This window comes from Streptomyces sp. NPDC058001, assembly GCF_042886315.1.
In the GTDB taxonomy this organism is placed as follows: Bacteria; Actinomycetota; Actinomycetes; order Streptomycetales; family Streptomycetaceae; genus Streptomyces.
Window position 1 is genome coordinate 87,013 of sequence record NZ_JBHVQT010000004.1, and the last position, 20,268, is coordinate 107,280.

The window sequence follows — 20,268 nt, forward strand, 5'->3', positions numbered from 1 at the left end:
CGGCCGGGTGGTCAGCCGGTGTTGCGCAGGCCGGCCGCGACGCCGTTGACGGTGAGGAGCAGGGCGCGGGAGAGCGTCGGGTCGGGCTCGTCGCCGCGTGCGGTGGCGGCGCGCTGGCGGGCGAGCAGGGCGACCTGGAGGTAGGAGATCGGGTCGAGGTAGGCGTCGCGGATGGCGAAGGTCTGCTGGAGGACCGGGTGGGTGTCCAGGAGTTGTTCGCCGCCGGTGATGCGCAGGACCTCGCGGACGGTGAGGGCGTGTTCGGCCTCGATGGTGGCGAAGACGTGCTTCAGCTCGTCGGGGACGAGGGTGTCGACGTAGTGCCGGGCGATCCGCAGGTCGGTCTTGGCGAGGGTCATCTCGACGTTGGACAGGAAGTTGCGGAAGAAGTGCCAGTGCTCGTGCATCTCGTCGAGCACCGTGTCGAGGCCGTTTTCGCGTAGTGCCTTGAGGCCGGAGCCGACGCCGAACCAGCCGGGGACGATCTGCCGGGACTGGGTCCAGCCGAACACCCAGGGGATGGCGCGCAGGCCGTCGAGTCCGGCGCCGGAGTCGGGGCGGCGGGACGGACGGGAGCCGAGGTGGAGGTCGGCGAGCTGGTCGACGGGGGTCGAGGCGAAGAAGTAGGCGGGCAGGTCGGGGTCTTCGACCAGGCGGCGGTACGCGGAATGGGCGGCGTCGGAGACGACGTCCATGGCGGCGTCCCAGCGGGCGAGTGCCTCACCGGACTGGCGGGGCGCGGTGTGCAGCGCCGATGCCTGGAGGGTCGCGGCGACGGTCAGTTCGAGGTTCTCGCGGGCGAGTGCGGGCACGAGGTACTTGTCGGAGATGACCTCGCCCTGTTCGGTGACCTTGATCTCGCCTTCGAGGGTTCCCCAGGGCTGGGCGAGGATCGCGTCGTGCGAGGGGCCGCCGCCGCGGCCGACGGTGCCGCCTCGGCCGTGGAAGAGGCGCAGCCGTACGCCGTAGCGGTGGGCGACGTCGCGCAGGCGGCGCTGGGCGCGGTGGATCTCCCACTGGCTGGTGGTGATGCCGCCGAACTTGGAGGAGTCGGAGTAGCCGAGCATGACCTCCTGGACGTCGCCGCGCAGGGCGACGAGGCGTCGGTAGGAGGGGTCGGCGAGCATGCCGTCGAGGATGACGTCGGCGGCGCGGAGTTCGTCGGTGGTCTCCAGGAGGGGGACGATGCCGATCTTCGCCCAGCCGGCGTGCAGATCGAGGAGTCCGGCCTCGCGGGCGAGGACGGCGGCGGCGAACACGTCGTCGGCGCCCTGGCACATGGAGATGATGTACGACTCGATGACCTCGGGCCCGAACACCTTCAGGGCGCGGCCCACGGTGTGGAAGACGCCGAGGGTCTTCTCGCCTGCGGCGTCGAGGGGCGCGGGGGTGGGGGCGAGGGGGCGGCGGGAGCGGAGTTCCTTGGCGAGGAGCTTGGTGCGGTACTCGCGCGGCATGTCCGCGTACCGCCAGGACTCCTCACCGAGTCGGTCGAAGAGCTGGCCGAGGGCGTGGTGGTGGGCGTCGGCGTGTTCGCGTACGTCCATGGTGGCGAGCTGGAGGCCGAAGGCGGCGAGGGTGCGGATGGTGCGGTTCATCCGGCCGTCGGCGAACAGGGCGCCCCGGTGCTGCCTGAGCGAGGTCTGGATGAGGGTGAGGTCGCGCAGGAGTTCGCTGGTGCCGAGGTAGTCGCGGCCGTTCTCGTGCGGGATGCCCTGGGCGAGGCGGCTCTTGGTGTTGACGAGCTTCTGGCGGATGCAGGTGGCCTTGAGCCGGTAGGGCTCTTCGGCGTTGAGGCGCTTGTAGCGGGGGCTGATCTCCGGGAGGCGTTCGAGGTCGGCCTGGAGGGAGGTGAGGAGGTCCTCGGTGGCGCCGGTGTAACGGATGGAGTTGGAGAGGAAGCCGCGGAGTTCGTCGACGAGGTCGAGGGCGTCGTTGATGCCGTGTTCGTGCTGGAGGATCAGGACGTCCCAGGTGACCTGCGGGGTGACGTTGGGGTTGCCGTCGCGGTCGCCGCCGATCCAGGTGCCGAAGGTGAGGGGGCGGGTGTCGTCGGGGACCTTGACGCCGACGCGTTCCAGTTCGGCGGTGAGGTCTTCGAGGACGTCGCCGACCGCGCCGGCGTGCAGCTCGTCCAGGTAGTAGATGGCGTTGCGGGCCTCGTCGGCGGGTTCGGGGCGCACGACGCGGAGTTCGTCGGTCTGCCAGACGAGGTCGATGTTCTCGGCGAGGCGGGTGTCGTAGCGCCGCCGGTCGGCCTCGATGACCGGGGTCTCCAGGAGGGCGGCGATCCGGCGGAGCTTGGTGAGGACGGAGCGGCGGGCGGCCTCGGTGGGGTGCGCGGTGAAGACCGGACGCACATTGAGGTGCCGGACGGTGTCACGCAGGTGCTCGGGGTCGGCGTCCTTGAGGCGGTCGGCGGTACGGGCGAGGAGTCCGCCCTCGGCGGCGCGACGGGCGCGCAGTTCCCGGCCTCGGTGGACCTGCTCGGTGACGTTCGCCAGATGGAAGTAGGTGGAGAACGCGCGGACGAGCTTCGCGGCGGTCTCCAGTTCGGTGCCGCCGAGCAGCTCGGCGGCGGCCTCGCCGTCCTCGCGGGTCAGTCGGCGCACCTTTTCGACGAGTTCAAGCAGTTCGGGGCCCTCCTGGCGTACGAGGGTCTCGCCCAGCAGGTCACCCAGTCGGCGGATGTCGGCGCGGAGTTCGGGGCTGGTCGTCGTGGTCGGGTCGTCGGCACTGCTCACAGGTGCGGCTCCTTGCAGTGTTGAAGCACGTCCGGGAGATGAATTCCGGTTCCTGGCGGGTGGTGACGTGACTGACGTCCCGCGGACCCGGGAAGTAACAGAGCGGACCACGCTGTCCGACCGTGTTCAAGGATAGGTGGCCGGGCGGCGGGCGGGACGCGCGGTTCCTGGGCCTCTTGCCGCCGCGTGGTCCGCTGCCATACTTACGATGCCGTAGGTTACGGAACCGTAGGGAGCCGTGACCGCGTGCTTCCGCCTCACCCCCTCGACCCGACAGGGACGCCGCATGTCCACCAGCCCCGAAGTGATCGATGACGCCTCCGAGGCGACCGATACGCCGGTTCCCTCCGCCACGCTGGGAGGTGAGCGGAAGCGGTCGATCGAGCAGATCGCGCTGCTGCTGTTCATCACCGTCCCCTTTCTCGCCCTGATCGCCACGGTTCCCCTGGTGTGGGGCTGGGGGGTGAGCTGGCTGGACATCGGCCTGCTCGTCTTCTTCTACTACCTCGGCTGCCACGGCATCACGATCGGTTTCCACCGGTATTTCACCCATGGTTCGTTCAAGGCGAAGCGACCGCTGCGGATCGCGCTGGCCGTCGCCGGGTCGATGGCGGTGGAGGGGCCGCTGGTGCGCTGGGTGGCGGACCACCGTAAGCACCACAAGTTCTCCGACGCGGAGGGTGACCCGCATTCGCCGTGGCGGTTCGGTGAGACCCTGCCGGCCCTGATGAGGGGCCTGTGGTGGGCGCACATCGGATGGCTGTTCGACGAGGAGCAGACCTCGCAGGAGAAGTACGCGCCGGATCTGATCAAGGACCCGGCGATCCGCGCGGTGTCCCGCCAGTTCTTGCTGTGGACGGTGGTCTCGCTGGCGCTGCCGCCGCTGATCGGCGGTCTGGCGACGATGTCGTGGTGGGGCGCGTTCACCGGTTTCTTCTGGGGCTCACTGGTCCGCGTCGGCCTCCTGCACCACGTCACCTGGTCGATCAACTCGATCTGTCACGCGGTGGGCAAGCGGCCCTTCAAGTCCCGGGACCGCTCGGGCAACGTGTGGTGGCTCGCGGTGCTGTCCTGCGGTGAGTCCTGGCACAACCTGCACCACGCGGACCCGACGTCGGCGCGGCACGGGGTGATGCGCGGGCAGATCGACTCGTCGGCGCGGATCATCCGCTGGTGCGAGCAGCTCGGCTGGGCGACGGATGTGCGCTGGCCCTCGCAGTCCCGTATCGACTCCCGCCGCAAGAGCGTGTCCGCCGACGCGGCATGATGGACGGTGTGGCGACCGACTCCAGCACCCCGAGCAATGAGAAGCCGCGGCGTGCGCGCCGCACCCGGATGACCGGTGCGGAGCGCCGCCAGCAGTTGCTGGAGATCGGTCGCACGCTGTTCGCGGCGAAGGGTTTCGAGGGCACGTCGGTGGAGGAGATCGCCGCGAAGGCGGGGGTGTCCAAGCCGGTCGTGTACGAGCACTTCGGCGGCAAGGAGGGTCTGTACGCGGTCGTGGTGGACCGGGAGATGCGGCGGCTGCTCGACATGGTGACGGGTTCGCTGACCGCGGGGCACCCGCGGGAACTGTGCGAACAGGCCGCCTTCGCCCTCCTGGACTACATCGAGGAATACACGGACGGGTTCCGCATCCTCGTCCGTGACTCGCCCGTGGCCCAGTCCACGGGCTCTTTCGCCTCGTTGATCTCGGACATCGCAACGCAGGTCGAGGACATCCTCGGCCGGGAATTCAAGAGCCGGGGCTTCGATTCGAAGCTGGCGCCGCTGTACGCGCAGGCGCTGGTCGGGATGGTCGCGCTGACGGGCCAGTGGTGGCTGGACGTCCGCAAGCCGAAGAAGGCCGAGGTGGCGGCCCATCTGGTGAACCTGGCCTGGCACGGCCTGGACGGCCTGGAACCAAAGCCCCGCCTGATAGGCCACCGCAAGTCGTAGCCCCCGGGGTCTCGGTTTCCGGACCACCCGACGCCTACGGCGAGCACGGACACCTGGCCGGTGATTCACCCGACGGGACGCATGCGGCGCGACTGGTCCGTGCGGGGCGCCCCGCGGGTCTGGCGTCCGGTGTCACGAACCGGGTGGGGGTCGGTGGGTGGCAGTCCCCTGTGTCCTCAGGGCCGGTGGAACCGTTCGGTGGGCCGCCACGGTTCGGGCATCGCCGGCAGCTCGCCGGTGGACGACGGGAGAGGAACCCGCTCTGCCCGGGAGGTCGCGTCATCGCCGGTTTCGCCCCTGGACACTCTGCGGTGCACCGGGCTACTCGCCGTCAGGTTCGGCAGATAGCCGAGCAACCTGCTCGTCGGCCAATTCGTCGGCCAAGGAAGCGAGAGAAGCGATATCTGTATTTGACGGATCACTCGCATAAGTGGCCAATACGTAGCCCCGAATCACGGAACGAATGTCCCCCTTCCCAACGATTACTCCGTCAGCCTTCAAGACGGAAAGTTGCCGTTCGCCAATTTCAGCAGCGATACGGGGATCCTTCAAACCAAGTCCGCTCTCACGCTTGCGGCAGACGACGATCGAGTCGAGGTTCGACGGCTCGGAGCCGTTTTTGGTAATACTGGTGGCCATTTCGCCCTTCACCGGCTGCACTGCGGTCACAACGAGACCAGCCTCGGCAAGCGCCTCCACCAGTGATACCCAGCCAGAAATTCTGGCCTGATGAAACGTAAAGGCCAAAATCCCTTCAGGCTTCAGAACGCGAGCGCATTCTGACCAAACCCTAAAAATCGCTCGCCCAAATCCCTCCGGCGTGACACTCTGTACCTCGCCCAGGTTGCGCGTCGTCACACTGTCAGGGTAGCCAGAAAAGGGAACGATCTCTCGCAGCCAAGCATGAAAGAAGTCTGCCAACTCCGAATAATGAACATTATCCATATACGGAGGGTCAGTTACCACCAAGTCGACTGACTCATCAGGTAGATCGGTGCGTGAGGAGTCACCGGTCCGCAGATAGACGAGGCCACGCTTCATCCCTCCCGCAGGCCATGAATCAGCCAGGGTTGCCTCTGTGGTCAACGACAGCCCGGAAACACGGTTCACTTTGTCATCCAGGACGACCTGGTCAGTGGGAGATTTTTTGTAGGCATGCGCACGAACCAATCGACTCTTGAAAAGAGTCGAGAAAGACCCCGAGGATGCCGGCGTGCCCCACGGGTGGGCTTCGAGAGGCGTTCGCTCGGGCTTCAGAATATGATGACTGAACATGTGGCGTACGGCACCAGTCCCCTCGCCCTTGAACGAGCAGAACATATTGTTGAATTCAAGGGTTCCAGAGAAAAGCGTTGCTAGCGCTTCCCTTTCTGCTGCTCCGGCATCGAGATCGCGAATCGCCGCCCCGAGCAATCCCAGCGAATACAACTGGCGATCGTTGAAGAACTGTCGCCACTTGGTGAATCCCCACCGGATAGCTTGTCTCGTGTTTTGCCCATCTTCCAGACCGCCGCCAGGAAGAACGACCTCCGAAGACTGCTGCGCCAAGAGATCGGAGCACTCCAAATAGAGCGCCTGATCATGATCTACGATGGGTTCATATCTCTTCTTACCGTCAGCACCCAGCACGATCTTGGCGTACATTTCAGAACGTGGCGCATTACCCGCAAGCGCGTCCAAGACCTTTGAAGTGTGTCCCCTTGGGCAGGTCATAAGGTTCCGCGTAACGGCGCCTTCCCGCTCAACTCTATGCCCATTACTACATGTCAGGACGTCAAAATCATACCTACCAGGGACAACATCGAGGCAAGTCGGGCACACAATTTGAGCCGCCGGCACACGCTTCGGGTAGGCGTTCTGAGAGAACACATGACTTGAGAACAGACGAGTGTCAACACCACATTCCGGGCAGGCGACAATATTCACCCAGAAGTAATACAGTACGCTCTCGCCCAGGGCCGTTCTATGCACTCGGTCAATCTCAAGTCGACAGCGCTCCTCGATCAACTTATAGGCTCGCTCCAGCTCTGCCATATCCCAACGCTGGACCGCCTGGCGCTGCACAAGTGTTGCGACGGGGTTGATGTCCCACCCAACGGCACGGGCTCCCAGCTTCGCCGCCTCAACCACAGTTGTCCCCGATCCTGAGAACGGATCGAAAACCGTCAGCCCATCGAGCCTCGTCGCCGACTCATAGGCGGCGAGCGCGGATGAATAGTCCTCGGAAACCGCCGAGGTCAAGATTCCACGGAAGATGCTGCCCAGACGCTTGGCCCACCACTTGTGTGTGCTCGTGGCTGGTCGATGAACCTCTTTACGCCATGATTCGTGTTCCCCGATGCGACTCAGGACAGACGCGGGGAAGTCCGCTTCAAGCGCCGTGATTTTCGGGATTCCGGTGCGAACGTCGCCAACTCCCGGATCGGCTCGAAGTTCGATATCAAAAAGCGTCATTCTTCGTCGCCGATCACGATTTGTTGGCTGATCTTCCTGATGTCATTCATCTTGACAGTGCCGCTACCCATCCCCTTGAGCCGGAAGGCCGCGAATCGATGCTCCCTGCCCGCCGAGGGGTTGGGTGCAAACTCTGGCTTAAGTTCATTTGTCCGTAGATCAAAGGAGTAGCTGACAACCACACGATCGGCCTCGACTCGTAGAAGTTCGCCAACCTGTTCGAGACGATCATCACTCAGCTGCAGTCCGGCGGGGACTACCAGTGTCGCCTGCCCAGTGGTTCCGCTGGCCAAGGCGAACGGCGTAGGCGCAACGTACATCTTGCGATCCCGAACGAGGAGGTCTCCGTAGGAGCCAAATCCACGGAAGCTCTTATTCTTGTGGATGTACGAATGATCCGCATTCAGGAAATCGCCATGACATACGACTAGGTCAACGACCGGATATTCAGGTTCGTCAGTGACCGCAGGATAACGCCCGAAGACATAATAGACAGTGCGCCCATTGTGTTCGCCGGTGGGAACTCGACTATTGCTGTCGTAGTCTGCCTCTCGGCCAGGCCACTTGAGACCCTTTACCTCGAACCCTTCAGGGTGGCGCACGAGCGTATAGTCCGGGTAGCTGTTGCGCCCGGCAGAATCATACTGAAGCCCACTCTCAATCAGGCGGTCTCCCACCCAATTCTGAAAGTGGAATTCCTTGTCGGACCGACTCACACGCTTGATCAAGATTGCTTGTTTCATCGCTTCACAAAAGGCCACAAAAGCGTCTGTGCACGGCGAGGAGCTAAACGTGGTCAAGATCGACACCCGGCATGTCTCGTGGTGAGGGCCAGCGAGCAGCCCACGGTCAGAAGCAGGGTAGTCGTTCTCGATGATCCCGCTTCGGGTCGCCACTTTGGCGCTCCCGGTGAGGTACGGGCTTGATCACCAGTGCGTGGCAACCTGTCCCACTTGGGCGTCAAAGCTCGTGAAGCCGTGCAAGCAACGCGCCAGATCGCGGCAGTCAGGTGCTCTCGTTCCTGCCCGCCAGCGACTTTCCTCGGAGATCAGTACTGGGCGTTCGAGGCGAAGCCGGTCTTGCCGTCGGGCCGGGTGTTCCCGTTCGTGAGGATGTCGATGAGGGAGTGGGGTTCGTAGTCCTTGCGCCGGGAGCGGTGCGCGGTCCAGAGGTACGGTCCCCGCAGTCGTATATGTGTGAAGGAGATCGACACGTGGGTGAGTATCTGGCCGTTCTGACCACGACCGATGCCGCTGAGAAGGCCGCCGCGCTTGCCGGTGGGGCTGTGGTGGCCAGGGTGGCTGCCTGTGCGCAGGTCGACGGGCCGATCAGCAGCGTCTACCGGTGGGAGGGCGCGGTACGGACCGATCAGGAGTGGCGGGTGCTCTACAAGACGACCGTGGAGCGGTACCCGGCCCTGGAGGCGTACATCCTGAGCGCGCACGACTACGACACGCCGGAGATCATCGCCACGCCCATCACCCACGGGAGCGACGCCTATCTGACGTGGGTACGCGAGGAATCGGCCCAGGGCTGATCAGCTCGCCCGTACGATGATCTTGCCGATGTTCTCGCCGCGCAGCATTCCCAGGAACGCGTCCACGATGTGCTCGAAACCGTCGACCACCGTCTCGTCCGGAGCGAGCCGGCCGCTCCGCAGATGCGGTACCGCGAACTCGTACAACTCCTCTTGTACGTCACGGTAGTTGCTGACCAGGAAGCCCTCCATGCGGAGGCTCTTCTCCACGATGTCCGCGTAGTTGAAGCGCGGCGACGGCGCGTCGGGGGTGTTGTACTGGCTGATCGTGCCGACGCGGACGATGCGCCCGAACTCGCGCAGCGCTCCCACCGCCGCGGCCAACTGCTCGCCGCCGACGTTGTCGACGAACACGTCGATGCCGTCCGGCGCGGCCTTGCCGAGCAGGTCGGCGGCGGGCCCGTCGTGGTAGTCGAAGACGGCGTCGTAGCCCACCTCCCGTGTGAGGTGGGCGGCCTTCGCCGCCGAGCCCGCGCTGCCCACGAGCCGTCCGGCGCCGAGCAGTTTGGCGAACCGCCCGGTCGCCGTGCCGACCCCGCCCGCGGCGGCCGACACGAACAGGTCCTCGCCCTCCTGGAGCCGAGCGATCCGGGTCAGGCCCACATAGGCGGTCAGGCCGGTGCCGCCGAGGGTGCTCAAGTACGCGGTCGGGGGCACCCCGTCGAAGCGGGGCAGCCGCCGGATCTCCTCGGGCGTGACCACCGCGTGCGTGCGCCAACCCTGCCGGTGGAACACGATCTCGCCCTCGGCCAGCCGAGGCGTGCGCGAGGCGATCACCCGCCCGATGGTGCGACCCTCCAGCGGTGCGTCGAGCGCGAAGCCGCCGGGCACGGCGTCCATCATTTCGCGGTGGTAGGGGTCGACGGACCAGTAGAGGTTTTCCACGAGCGCGCCGCCGGCCGCGGGGTCCGGAAGCGTGGACTCGACGAAGGTGAAGTGCCCGGCGGTGGGAAAGCCGTGGGGGCGGGCGGTCTGGTGCACGGTGAGCGCGGTCTCGTTCATGCCCGGACCGTAGGGCGGGAATGCGCCACTTGGGCAGCCGGTTGGACTCATGCGACGCACCGTTCCATGAGCAGTTCTCATACCGTGAGGTGAGCGCCCCGTGGCCCGCACGACCGACTCCGATCTCGCCCCCCGGGAACTGCGCGTCCTGGTGGCGGTCGCGGAGGCGGGCGGGTTCTCGGCGGCGGCCGACACACTCGGTCTGACCCAGTCCGCGGTCTCCCACTCGGTTCGCGGCAGCGAGCGCAAGATCGGTGCCGTCCTCTTCGAACGCGGCCGGACCGGCGCCCGCGCCACCCCCGCCGGAGAGAAGGCCGTGGCGCACGCCCGCCGCGTCCTGCGCCTGCTGGACGTCCTGACCGCCGAGGCGCGCGGTGCGGCGCGGTCCGACGCGGCGGAGGGGCCGTTGCGGATCGCGGCTTTCCGTAGCGCTGCTCTCCACCTGCTGCCGCCCGTCCTGCGGCGACTGCGCGCCCGGCATCCCGGGATCGAGCCGCGGGTGCGGATCGTACGCGAGGTGGGGCGCGGCACCGCGGGCGAAGTGGCCGCCGGGAAAGCCGACATAGCCATCGCCACGCTGGGCGGGTCGACGCCGCTTCCGCCGGGTCTGGTCGCGAGCCGACTCATCGAAGAGCCGTATGCCCTGGTGCACGCGACGGGTCATGCCGCTCCGCGCTCGCTGCCGCTGGTCGACTGGGCCGAGAACTGTGGCTCGTACACCCGCGACTGGTGGGCCGCACAGGACTGGATCCCGAGGGCTACCGTCGAGGCCGAGGACGACGGAGCGGTGCTCTCCTTGGTGAGCGGAGGTCACGGAATGGCGATCATGCCCGCGCTCTCCCTGGTCGGAGCACCGGACTCGGTCGGGATCACTGATCTCGGCCCCGAGCGCCCGACCCGCCAGATCGGCTATGTCACCACCTCCGAACTGGCCGGATCCGCCGCCGTGCGCGCCTTGGTGAGGGAACTGCGGGCGACGACGGCCCCCCACGGTGTGAGCCTTCCCAGCGGCGGGGCCTGATCAGGGGTGGGGCCTGATCGGAGGGCGGGAGGTCACGGTGTGCGGGCCGTCGCGAACAGGCGGCGGAACGGGAAGACCGTCCCCCGGTCGCCGCGAGGGTATGCCTCGCGTAGTCGTGCCGCGTACTCCGTGAGGAAGGTGTCGCGGGCGGCCGGGTCGTCGTCCAGGGCCGTGAGGATCGGTCGCAGGCCCGTGCCCTTGACCCAGTCGAGCACCGGGTCCTCGCCCTCCAGGAGGTGGAGGTACGTCGTCTCCCAGACGTCGGTCTCACAGCCGAGCGTCACCAGGCGGTCCAGGTAGTCGGCGGGGGCGAGTACCGCGTCGTCGTGGCGCAGGGCCCCGGCCAGTCGCTCCCGCCATCGGGTGGACTCCGCCAACTCCCGCATCAGGGCATGGCTGGGCGCCCCGAAGTTGCCCGGGACCTGGAAGGCGAAGGTCCCGCCGGGTGCGAGGCCGGCCACCCAGCGGGCGAAGGAGTCGGCGTGCCCGGGTACCCACTGGAGCGTGGCATTGCTGACGATCAGGTCGTACGGCTCGTCCGGCGCGGGCGTCCACTCGGCGACGTCGGCGTGGTCGAAGTCCAGGTATCCCCCGCCGGGCGTCGGTCCCGCGAGGCTCCGGGCCCGGTCGAGCATCTCGTACGAGGTGTCGAAGCCGATGATGTCGGCGTCGGGCCACCGTTCGGCCAGCAGCCGCGTGACGGTACCGGGCCCGCACCCGAGATCGGCGATCCGAGCGCCTGAGGGCAGTTCCGGCACCCTGGCGAGCAGATCGACGAAGGGCCGGGCACGATGTCCCGCGTGCCGCAGATATTGGCGCGGATCCCAGACGGGCGTGGGCGTGGTGGGCCTGGTGGGCGTGGGCATCGTGAGACCTCCTGCTTCCCCGCACGGAAGCCCCCGCACGGAAACCTCCGCACGGAAAACCCCGGCACGAAAACTCCGGCTCGGAAACCCCGGCACGGAAACCCTCTGGTTCCCAGGGTGAGCCGTCGCACCGCCATCGTCACCCGCATATTATCTTGACGTCAAGAGACTTCATGTCGACAGACCAACTACACTGACCTTCATGGAGGACGAGGTCGATCGGCTGGTCGCAGCGTGGCGCCGGGAGCGCCCTGACCTCGACGTGGAACCGCTCGAAGTGCTCAGCCGGGTCAGCAGACTCGCCCGGCACCTCGACCGCGCCCGACGTCTCGCGTTCTCCGAGCACCAGTTGGAGCCCTGGGAGTTCGACGTCCTCACCTCGCTGCGCCGCGCGGGCGCCCCGTATCAGCTCTCGCCGGGCCAACTGCTGACGCAGACGCTGGTGACCTCGGGGACGATGACCAACCGGATCGACAGGCTCGCGAAGAAGGGCCTGGTGGAGCGGTTGCCGGACCCGAGCGACCGGCGCGGTGTCCTCGTACGGCTGACTCCCGAGGGGCAGGACCGCGCCGATCAGGCCCTGTCGGGGCTGCTCGACCAGGAGCGGGCCATCCTCGCCGAGCTGTCCAAGGCACAGCGCGGTGAACTGGCCGCGCTGCTACGCCAGTTGACCGCGCCGTTCGACAACATCCCGGGCTGAGACCGCTGCCCCGCCGCCTCCCTCACGTATCCGGGCGCCGCCCGCACACACCCGGCCGCCGCCCGCAGGTATCCGGCCGGCTCCCGCACGCACCCGGCGGCACCCCTCGCGAACCCGGGCGCACCCCTCGCGTACCCGGCCACCGCCAGCACGTATCCGGGCGCCGCCCGTACGTACCCGGCCGCCCCCCACCCGTATCCCTCAGGACGCGGCCTCCAGGTCCGCCGGGCCCACCCCGGCCCGCCGGGCCAGTGCGACCGCCGCGAGCGTGGAGTGCACCCCGAGCTTCCCGAGTACGTTCTGCATATGGGTCCGCACGGTGTGCGGGGACAGGAAGAGCCGCTCGGCGACCGCCTTGCGGCCCAGACCCGCGACCATGCAGCGCAGCACCTCCCGCTCGCGCGGGGTCAGCGACTCCACAAGGCGCTCGCTCTCGGTGCGGTGTTTGCGGGCCGCCGTCAGCTCCCGCAGCACGCCCGTGAGCAGCGCCGGCGGCAGATGTGTCTCGTCGCGCAGCACCCCGCGGATCACGGTGAGCAGCCGGGACAGCGAACAGTCCTTGGCGACCCAGCCGGACGCGCCCGCCTGTAGGGCGAGCGCCGCGCGGCGCGGATCGTCCCGCTCGGCGAGCACCACGCTGCGTACGGCGGGCTGCCCCTGTCGGACCCCGGCGACGAGCGAGATGCCGTCCACGAGACCGTCCGCCGCGCTGTCGGCGACGGCGACCGCGGGCCGCCGGCCGGCGGCCACGCCGACGGCGGTGGCCCCCAGATCGGCGTCGACGAGGAGTACGTCGAATCTGCGGCCCTCGGCCGCCGCCCGTTCCAGACAGCGCAGTGCCGCCGGGCCGCTGCCCGCCGCGGACACGTCGACGTCCGGCTCCGCGGCAAGGGCCGCGGCCAGGGACTCGGCGAAGATGCGATGGTCGTCTACGACCAGAACTCGGATGCGAACCATGTGATAACCCCCCACTGGCCGGGGGGCGACCGGAACGGGTACGGCGCCCGGAATGGATCCCCCGGACCCCTGAAGGTCCGGAAGCGGGTCACCGCAGCCGCACGGCCGCCGCCGTGCTGGGACTGCTACCCCCACCCCGGGTGTCGTACCCGGCTGTCTCGCCCCCTGATCGACACCGGCCCCCACCGGTGTTCGACCAACAGGGTACGGGCGGGGGACGAGAGCGGAAGGTGATTTGCAGAACTGATTGGCCAGGGCGTTTATGGTGAGCCGTATGTTTCGTATCGAGACAGAAGTCGACAAACAGCGGGTTGATCTTCTGCGCTCCCTCCTGGGGGAGACGAATACGGCGGAGTCGGCCGCGCTCCGCGCGCTGCGGGGCACCGACGCCGAGCGTGAACTGCCGCTCCAGGCATGGGCGTTGGACCAGGACGGTGCGCTGGCGGGCGGCTGCGAGACGCACACCTGGGCCCGCTGGCTGCATGTGAATCTGCTCTGGGTCGACGCCCGGTACCGGGACACCGGCCTCGGGACGCGGCTGCTCGCGGATGTGGAGCGCAGGGCGCGCGAGGAGCGGGACTGTGTGAGCGCGCGGGTGTCGACGTGGGACTTCCAGGCGCCCGGTTTCTACCGGTCGCTCGGGTACGAAGCGGTGTCCGTGATCCCCGACTATCCGCCGGGGGTCACGGAGTTCACGCTGGTCAAACGGCTCGGCTGACCCTACGAGCACCCGCCGAGGGCACCGCGGGGAACACTCGGGGCGTCCGGAACCCGGCCGCCGCGAACGCGTCCAGGACCGACTTGGTGACCGCGTCCGCGTCACCCGACTCGACCAGGACGACGGCCGAGCCGCCGAAGCCGCCGCCCGTCATCCGCGCGCCCAGCGCGCCCGCCGAGCCTGCGGTGGCCACGACGAGGTCCAACTCCGGGCAGGAGATGCGCAGATCGTCGCGGAGCGAGGCATGGCCCTCGGTGAGGACCGGGCCGATCGCACGGATGTCACCGGCGTCCAGGAGGGCGATGGTCCGCTCCACGCGATGGTCGTCGGAGACGACATGACGGACATAGCGGCGGACCCGTTCGTCCTCCAGGCGCGTAAGAGCATCCGGGAGGCGCGCGTGGTCGATGTCCCGCAGATGCGATACGCCGAGCTGCCGTGCGCCCTCCTCGCACCCCGCGCGCCGCTCCGCGTACGCCCCGTCGCCGAGGGCGTGCCGCACCCGGGTGTCCACGACGAGCAGCCGCAGCCCGTGCGCCGCGAGGTCGAAGGGGACCTGCCGGGTGGACAGATCACGGCAGTCGAGGTGCAGGGCGTGCCCGTCCACGCAGCACGCGGACGCCATCTGGTCCATAACCCCGCAGGGCACCCCGACGAAGTCGTTCTCGGCGCGCTGGGCGAGGACCGCCAGCTCGGCCGGGGCGAGGCCGAGCGCGTACAGATCGTTGAGGGCGAACGCGGTGACGACCTCCAGGGCCGCCGACGACGACAGTCCGGCGCCGGTCGGCACGGTCGACGCGAGATGGATGTCGGCGCCGGTGACCGCCGTATGCCCGGCCTGCCGCAGCGCCCAGACGACACCCGCCGGGTACGCGGCCCAGCCCCCGTCGGACAGCGGGGCGAGGGTGTCGACGTCGAGTTCGGCGACGGGCGTCTCGATGTCCGCCGAGTGCAGACGCAGGACGCCGTCCGTGCGCCGGGAGACCGCGGCGAGGGCGGTGTGCGGCAGCGCGAGCGGCATCACGAACCCCTCGTTGAAGTCCGTGTACTCGCCGATCAGATTGACCCGTCCCGGCGCCGCCCAGACTCCTTCGGGCACGCTCCCGTACAGCTCCTCGAAGCCCTGGGCCACGGCTGCGGCTGCGGCTGCGGCTGCGGCGCCTTCCGCGCTGTCGAACGGCTCGACGGACTCGAACGGCTCGACGGACTCGGCAGATGTCACTGCTACCCCCTGCTACTTCCTACTTCCGCCGGGCGAACGCCCAGGCGTCGGCGACGATCCCGGCGAGGTCCGCGCGGGACGGGTTCCAGCCCAGACGGGCGCGGGCGCTGTCGGCGGAGGCGACGAGGACCGCCGGGTCCCCGGCGCGGCGGGCCGCGACGACCTCGGGGACCGGGTGCCCGGTGACCTCGCGGACGGTCTCGACGACCTCGCGGACCGAGAAGCCGTTGCCGTTGCCCAGGTTGCAGATCAGATGCTCGCCGGGGGTCGCGGCGGTCAGTGCGAGGAGATGGGCGTCGGCGAGGTCGGCTACGTGGATGTAGTCGCGTACGCAGGTGCCGTCGGGGGTCGGGTAGTCGTCGCCGAAGACGGAGATCGCGTCCCGGCGGCCCTGGGCGACCTGGAGGACGAGCGGGATGAGGTGCGACTCGGGGTCGTGCCGCTCACCGAACTCGCCATAGGCACCGGCGACGTTGAAGTACCGCAGCGAGACCGCGCCGAGTCCGTGGGCCGCCGCCTCGCCGGTGATCATGTGGTCGACGGCGAGCTTCGACGCGCCGTAGGGGCTGGTGGGCGCGGTCGGGTCGGTCTCCCTGATCGGGGTGCCGGCGGGCTCCCCGTAGGTCGCGGCGGTGGAGGAGAAGACCAGGGTGCGTACGTTCGCCTCGCGCATCGCGGTGAGGAGGGCCATGCTGCCGCCGACGTTGTTGTCCCAGTACTTCTCGGGGCGGGCGACGGACTCGCCGACCTGTGAGAAGGCGGCGAAGTGGAGTACGGCGTCGTAGGAGGAGTCCAGCCATTTGGCGGCGTCCTGGACGCGGCCCTCGATGAACTCGGCGCCCGCGGGGACGCCCTCGCGGAAGCCGGTGGAGAGGTCGTCGAGCACCGTCACCGTGTGTCCGGCCTCCAGCAGGTGCGCCGCGACGACGCTGCCGACATATCCGGCGCCACCGGTGACCAGGTACTTCCCACTCATGTACTCGCTACCTCTCGCAGTCGCTGGGCCGCGGCCTCCGGCGGCACATCGTTGATGAACACGCTCATGCCGGATTCGGAGCCCGCGAGGAACTTCAGCTTGCCGGAAGTGCGGCGGATGGTGAAAAGCTCAAGGTGAAGGGCGAACTCGCCCCGCTCCCCCGTGAACGGCGCCTGATGCCAGGCGGCGATGTAGGGGGTCCTGGGCGCACCGTCCCCGAAGATCCGGTCGAAGCGCCTCAAGAGTTCCAGATAGACCTGGGGGAACTCTGTGCGTGCCGCGTCGTCAAGCGCGAGCAGATCGGGCACCCGGCGCCGGGGGTAGAGGTGAATCTCGTAGGGCCAGTGCGCGGCGTACGGGACGAAAGCGGCCCAGTGTTCGCTCTCCAGGACCATCCGGGAGCCGTCGGCCAGTTCGTCGGCGAGGACGTCGTCGAAGAGGTTGCGGCCGGTGGTGGCGCGGTGGGCGTCGGCGGAGCGGAGCATCAGGGCGGTGCGCGGGGTGGTGAAGGGGTAGCCGTAGATCTGCCCGTGCGGGTGACCCAGGGTCACGCCGATCTCCTCGCCCCGGTTCTCGAAGCAGAACACCTGCTCGACGGCGGGGAGATGGGACAGCTCGGCGGTGCGGTCGGTCCAGGCGTCGAGGACGAGGGCGGCCTGCGCCTCGGTGAGGTCGGCGAAGGAGGCGTCGTGGTCGGAGGTGAAGCAGACCACCTCGCAGCGGCCGGAGTCGCCGGCGAGTGAGGGGAAGCGGTTCTCGAAGACGACCACGTCGTAGGCGGAGTCGGGGATCTCGCTGAGCCGGTCGCCCCGGCTGGGGCAGAGGGGGCACTCGTCGGCGGGCGGGTGGTAGGTGCGCGCCTGGCGGTGCGAGGCGACGGCGACCCGGTCGCCGAGCAGCCGGTCGTGGCGGATCTCGGAGTGCGTGGCGATGGGGCCGAGGGGCCGGCGGTCGACGGCGTCGCGCACGGTGTCGTCGCGCCGGTCGTAGTAGACGAGTTCACGACCGTCGGCCAGCCGGGTCGAGGTCTTCTTCACTCCGGGCTCCTCACCCTACCCACCCACTCAACAGAACCGAACATAACAAACCACAAGGCAACAGCTTCGTCAATGGGCATGCGCGTAGACGCCCAGCTCGATCACAATCGAACAGCACGGCACATGAAAAAGACCTCCCATGGGCGACAAACACCCACAGGAGGTCGGCACAAGCGCAGGAGGTCGGCACCAGCGCGGCGACCCCGCGCTACGGCCCCGCCCCGTCCAGCGGACCCGTCCCGTTCAACGGTCCGGCGCGGTCCAGCAGCCCCGTACGGGCCGCGAGTGCCGCCGCCTCCAGGCGGGAGCCCACGCCCAGCTTCATCAGTACCCGCTGCACATGCGTCCGCGCCGTCGACGGGGCGATGCCCATACCGGCCGCGATCACCCGGGTGTCCTCGCCGTCCGCGACCCGGACCAGGACCTCGACCTCGCGCGGGGTCAGCATCTGCAACAGCCGCTGCCCCTCGTCGTCGGGCTGCGCGGCCGGGTTCAGCAGCTCACCGAAGGCCCCTTGCAGCAGACCCGGCGCCACCGCCGCCTCACCCGCGCGGGCCTTCACGATGGCGCGCTCGACACCCTCTATACGCTCGTCGTGCCGTACGTAACCGGAGGCGCCGGCCGCGAACGCCGCCGCGATCCCGCGCGGGGACGGCACCGGGCCCAGGACGACGACCGCGACCTGCGGCCGTTCCCGTTTGATCTTCATCACCGGGTCGAACGTGCCCGGTTCGGCGGGCGTCGCGGTGCCGAGCAGGCACACCTCGGGCGCCCGCGCGATCACCAGATCCGCCGCCCCGGCGGCCGGCGCCGCCGCCGCGAGCACCCGGTGCCCGCGCAGTTTCAGTGCCGAGGCGAGCGCCTCGGCGAGGAGACGGTGATCGTCGACCACCATCAACCGCACACCCATGGACAAACCCCCCAGCTTCCCGCCCGATCCCCCACGGATCTGGAGCCCCCCGCCCCTCGTCAACCGGAAGCTACACGCTTGTTCGACATCGCGCTTCCCTTACCGATGAGAAGCCCCCAGGAATACCGAAATCCCCGCCCTTTGCGAGTCATGACGCGTCATGAGAGGTATGCCCCGCAGAACGGCCGGTGCCCCTGTCCGCCGTGCGCGAGGCGCGGGGACAGGGGCACCGGCCTGTCGGCCGGGGGCTGTTACTGGACTCCGTAGGCGATCGCGAGATAGCGGTCCCGGCCCGAGGAGGACGTGGAGCTCTGGGCGTAGACCGCGCTCATGAACAACCGGCCGTCACCGTAGAGGAGTTCGGCGTACGACGGCAGGAAGCTGCGCTCGACATCGCGCACCGACTCCGTCGACGGGTTCTCCATCAGCTTCGTCTCCTTGAAGCTGTCGCCCGAGATGCTGACGATCTGGCCGCCCTTGTCGTAGGGGGGCGACTTGTAGGCGATGAGATTGCCGCCGTCCATCCGCAGCGGGGTGAGCGTGTAGCCGTCGCCCGCGTCGGCGCGCTGGCCGGTCAGCTTGCCGGTGGCCAGGTCGAACGCGACGATCTCGTTGGTGTTCTTGAACTGCTCGGAGCCGTCGTGCTCCTCGGTCGGGATGTAGAGACGGTCGTTGCCGACGGCGAGCATCGTGCACTGCTCGACCTCGGTCGCCCCGCAGCGCGCCGCGTACCGGTCGCCGGGCGCGGAGATCTTGGAGCGGAGCTTGCCGTTCTTCCAGTCGATCGAGAAGAAGTCGGAGATGCTGCTGCCGTCACCCGCCGAGTCACCGACATCGGCGGCCACGACGAGCGGCCGGGTCGAGACGATGCTCGCGTAGTCGATGCCGGTGGCCAGCTTGTACGTGGAGATCGGCTTGCCGGTCGTCGGGTCGAGGCTCTGGATCTCCAGCTGCCGTGCGTCGTAGCTGCCGCACTTGCGGACCACCGCGAGTGCGTCGCCGCCCGCGTACCCCGAGTCGTAGCAGGTGTCCCCCACCTTCGGGTTCCACAGCAGCTTGCCGTCGGTGATGTTCCAGGCCGTGCCGCCGCTGGTGCTGCCCGTGGCGACCGTGTTGGCGGCGACCGTGACCTCACTGACGTTGATCTTCTGGTCGCCCGACTTGCCGGACTTCGTCCAGAGCAGCTCGCCCGTGTCGAGGTTGAGCGCCGAGACCTCGGTACAGCCGGTGTAGCGCTTCGCCTTGGTGGGCATCTCGGGCTGGTAGGCGATCGCGGTCAGGTTGTCCTTGGTGGTGTGGCGGCTGGTGGCGCACACCGGTCCGGTCAGCGGGGTCGTCCAGATCTTCTTGCCGGTGTCCGGGTCGTAGCCGACGATCTCGGCGATGCCGCTCTTCGCGTACACCGTGTCGGTGAGCCAGGAGCCCTCGACGGTGATGCTGTCGTTCTTGTCCTTCACCTCGGGCTGCGGGACCTGGAACAGCACCTTCGACGCGGGGTTGGACGGCGCCTTCTCCTTGGCGCCGCCGCCTCCGGTCGAGCCGCCGTCCTTGTCGCCGCCGTCACCGCCGTCGTCGGAGCCGCCCTTGCTGCCGCCCGACGAGTCCGCCGACTTCTTGGTGTCGTCGCCGGAGGACGCGTACCAGACGCCGGCGCCCACGATCAGGGCGATGACGAGGACCGCGGCGCCGATGATCAGCGTGATCGGGTTGCTGAACACCGAACCGCCGCCTCCGCCGCTGGGCGCCGACGGCACGGTGGCCGGCGGGTACGCGCCGTAGGGCGGGGTCGGGGGCTGCTGGCCCGGATAGCCGTAGCCGGGCTGCTGCGGGGGCGGCTGGCCGGGGGCGCCCGGGTAGCCGTAACCCGGGCCCGGCTGACCGGCGGGCGGGGTGCCCGGGTACTGCCCGGGCGGCGGAGGTGCCTGCGGCGGCTGACCGTACGGCTGCGCGGGCGGGGTCCCCTGCGGCTGACCCGGGTAGCCGTAACCCGGCTGCTGCGGGGGCTGTTGCGGGGTCTTGCCGAAGTCCGGCGGCGGGCCCTGCGGTGGCGTCTGCGGCGCCCCGAACCCACCGGGCGGCGGGTCCTGAGGTGCGCCGAAACCACCGGGCGGCGGGTCCTGGGGCGCGCCGAACCCGCCGGACGGCGGCTCGTTGGGCGGCGGGGGCGGCTGCGTCATGACGTCTCT

Annotated in this window: 18 protein-coding genes; 6 read left to right on the forward strand and 12 right to left on the reverse strand. The window is 68.7% G+C overall.

Annotated elements, in window-relative coordinates; genetic code table 11:
• Positions 1-11: 11 nt before the first annotated feature.
• On the reverse strand, positions 12-2,744 hold the full coding sequence (gene ppc, locus ACFVT5_RS10150; RefSeq protein WP_389883832.1) for a phosphoenolpyruvate carboxylase: 2,733 nt from the start codon (positions 2,742-2,744) through the stop codon (positions 12-14).
• Between the two features lie 286 nt (positions 2,745-3,030).
• Here ppc and ACFVT5_RS10155 point away from each other — a divergent pair, with 286 nt between their 5' ends.
• Both ACFVT5_RS10155 and ACFVT5_RS10160 read left to right on the forward strand, forming a co-directional pair.
• Positions 3,031-4,011 carry an acyl-CoA desaturase gene (locus tag ACFVT5_RS10155; RefSeq protein ID WP_389883835.1) on the forward strand — a complete coding sequence of 327 codons (981 nt, stop codon included), beginning with the start codon at positions 3,031-3,033 and terminating at the stop codon, positions 4,009-4,011.
• On the forward strand, positions 4,008-4,682 hold the full coding sequence (locus tag ACFVT5_RS10160) for a TetR family transcriptional regulator (protein WP_389883837.1): 675 nt from the start codon (positions 4,008-4,010) through the stop codon (positions 4,680-4,682). The genes ACFVT5_RS10155 and ACFVT5_RS10160 overlap by 4 nt, the downstream gene beginning before the upstream one ends.
• 321 nt (positions 4,683-5,003) lie before the next feature.
• On the opposite strand, the gene ACFVT5_RS10165 is transcribed toward ACFVT5_RS10160, so the two are convergent.
• The 3 genes from ACFVT5_RS10165 to ACFVT5_RS10175 form a co-directional block, all read right to left on the reverse strand.
• Positions 5,004-7,136, reverse strand: coding sequence for a DNA methyltransferase (locus tag ACFVT5_RS10165; RefSeq protein ID WP_389883839.1), 2,133 nt, complete (start codon positions 7,134-7,136; stop codon positions 5,004-5,006).
• Positions 7,133-8,032 carry a hypothetical protein gene (locus tag ACFVT5_RS10170; RefSeq protein WP_389883842.1) on the reverse strand — a complete coding sequence of 300 codons (900 nt, stop codon included), beginning with the start codon at positions 8,030-8,032 and terminating at the stop codon, positions 7,133-7,135. The genes ACFVT5_RS10165 and ACFVT5_RS10170 overlap by 4 nt, the downstream gene beginning before the upstream one ends.
• 152 nt (positions 8,033-8,184) lie before the next feature.
• Positions 8,185-8,349, reverse strand: coding sequence for a hypothetical protein (locus tag ACFVT5_RS10175; protein WP_389883845.1), 165 nt, complete (start codon positions 8,347-8,349; stop codon positions 8,185-8,187).
• Here ACFVT5_RS10175 and cutA point away from each other — a divergent pair.
• Positions 8,329-8,673: a divalent-cation tolerance protein CutA gene (gene cutA, locus ACFVT5_RS10180; RefSeq protein WP_389883847.1), complete on the forward strand. Its 345-nt coding sequence runs from the start codon at positions 8,329-8,331 to the stop codon at positions 8,671-8,673. The two genes, ACFVT5_RS10175 and cutA, sit on opposite strands and share 21 nt — an antisense overlap.
• Here the strand turns inward: cutA and ACFVT5_RS10185 are convergent, their stop codons facing one another.
• Positions 8,674-9,675: an NADP-dependent oxidoreductase gene (locus ACFVT5_RS10185; RefSeq protein WP_389883849.1), complete on the reverse strand. Its 1,002-nt coding sequence runs from the start codon at positions 9,673-9,675 to the stop codon at positions 8,674-8,676.
• 100 nt (positions 9,676-9,775) lie between these two features.
• On the opposite strand from ACFVT5_RS10185, the gene ACFVT5_RS10190 reads away from it, so the two are divergent.
• Positions 9,776-10,696, forward strand: a complete 921-nt coding sequence (locus tag ACFVT5_RS10190) for a LysR family transcriptional regulator (RefSeq protein ID WP_389883852.1) — start codon at positions 9,776-9,778, stop codon at positions 10,694-10,696.
• A gap of 32 nt (positions 10,697-10,728) precedes the next feature.
• Here the strand turns inward: ACFVT5_RS10190 and ACFVT5_RS10195 are convergent, their stop codons facing one another.
• Positions 10,729-11,562: a trans-aconitate 2-methyltransferase gene (locus ACFVT5_RS10195; protein WP_389883855.1), complete on the reverse strand. Its 834-nt coding sequence runs from the start codon at positions 11,560-11,562 to the stop codon at positions 10,729-10,731.
• Positions 11,563-11,764: 202 nt separating this feature from the next.
• Between ACFVT5_RS10195 and ACFVT5_RS10200 the strand changes: the two genes are divergently transcribed.
• Positions 11,765-12,262 carry a MarR family winged helix-turn-helix transcriptional regulator gene (locus ACFVT5_RS10200; protein WP_389883858.1) on the forward strand — a complete coding sequence of 166 codons (498 nt, stop codon included), beginning with the start codon at positions 11,765-11,767 and terminating at the stop codon, positions 12,260-12,262.
• Between the two features lie 201 nt (positions 12,263-12,463).
• Here ACFVT5_RS10200 and ACFVT5_RS10205 read toward each other — a convergent pair whose 3' ends face one another.
• Entirely contained in the window at positions 12,464-13,219 is a 756-nt protein-coding gene (locus ACFVT5_RS10205; RefSeq protein ID WP_389883860.1) for a LuxR C-terminal-related transcriptional regulator, read from the reverse strand.
• 262 nt (positions 13,220-13,481) lie between these two features.
• Here ACFVT5_RS10205 and ACFVT5_RS10210 point away from each other — a divergent pair, with 262 nt between their 5' ends.
• Positions 13,482-13,937, forward strand: a complete 456-nt coding sequence (locus ACFVT5_RS10210; RefSeq protein ID WP_389883863.1) for a GNAT family N-acetyltransferase — start codon at positions 13,482-13,484, stop codon at positions 13,935-13,937.
• On the opposite strand, the gene galK is transcribed toward ACFVT5_RS10210, so the two are convergent.
• The 5 genes from galK to ACFVT5_RS10235 all read right to left on the reverse strand — a co-directional run bounded on the left by galK (position 13,921) and on the right by ACFVT5_RS10235 (position 20,259).
• Positions 13,921-15,069 carry a galactokinase gene (galK, locus tag ACFVT5_RS10215; protein ID WP_389885214.1) on the reverse strand — a complete coding sequence of 383 codons (1,149 nt, stop codon included), beginning with the start codon at positions 15,067-15,069 and terminating at the stop codon, positions 13,921-13,923. The genes ACFVT5_RS10210 and galK overlap by 17 nt on opposite strands.
• A gap of 109 nt (positions 15,070-15,178) precedes the next feature.
• Entirely contained in the window at positions 15,179-16,135 is a 957-nt protein-coding gene (galE, locus tag ACFVT5_RS10220) for a UDP-glucose 4-epimerase GalE (RefSeq protein ID WP_389883866.1), read from the reverse strand.
• Positions 16,132-17,172 (reverse strand): galactose-1-phosphate uridylyltransferase, encoded by a 1,041-nt coding sequence (gene galT, locus ACFVT5_RS10225; RefSeq protein ID WP_389883868.1) that lies wholly within the window; start codon positions 17,170-17,172, stop codon positions 16,132-16,134. Before galT ends, galE begins: the two co-directional genes overlap by 4 nt.
• Positions 17,173-17,380: 208 nt before the next feature.
• Positions 17,381-18,082, reverse strand: coding sequence for a LuxR C-terminal-related transcriptional regulator (locus ACFVT5_RS10230; RefSeq protein ID WP_389883871.1), 702 nt, complete (start codon positions 18,080-18,082; stop codon positions 17,381-17,383).
• 251 nt (positions 18,083-18,333) lie between these two features.
• The gene (locus ACFVT5_RS10235; RefSeq protein WP_389883873.1) at positions 18,334-20,259 is read right to left on the reverse strand and encodes a PQQ-binding-like beta-propeller repeat protein; all 1,926 of its coding nucleotides are present in this window, start codon (positions 20,257-20,259) and stop codon (positions 18,334-18,336) included.
• Positions 20,260-20,268: the final 9 nt, after the last annotated feature.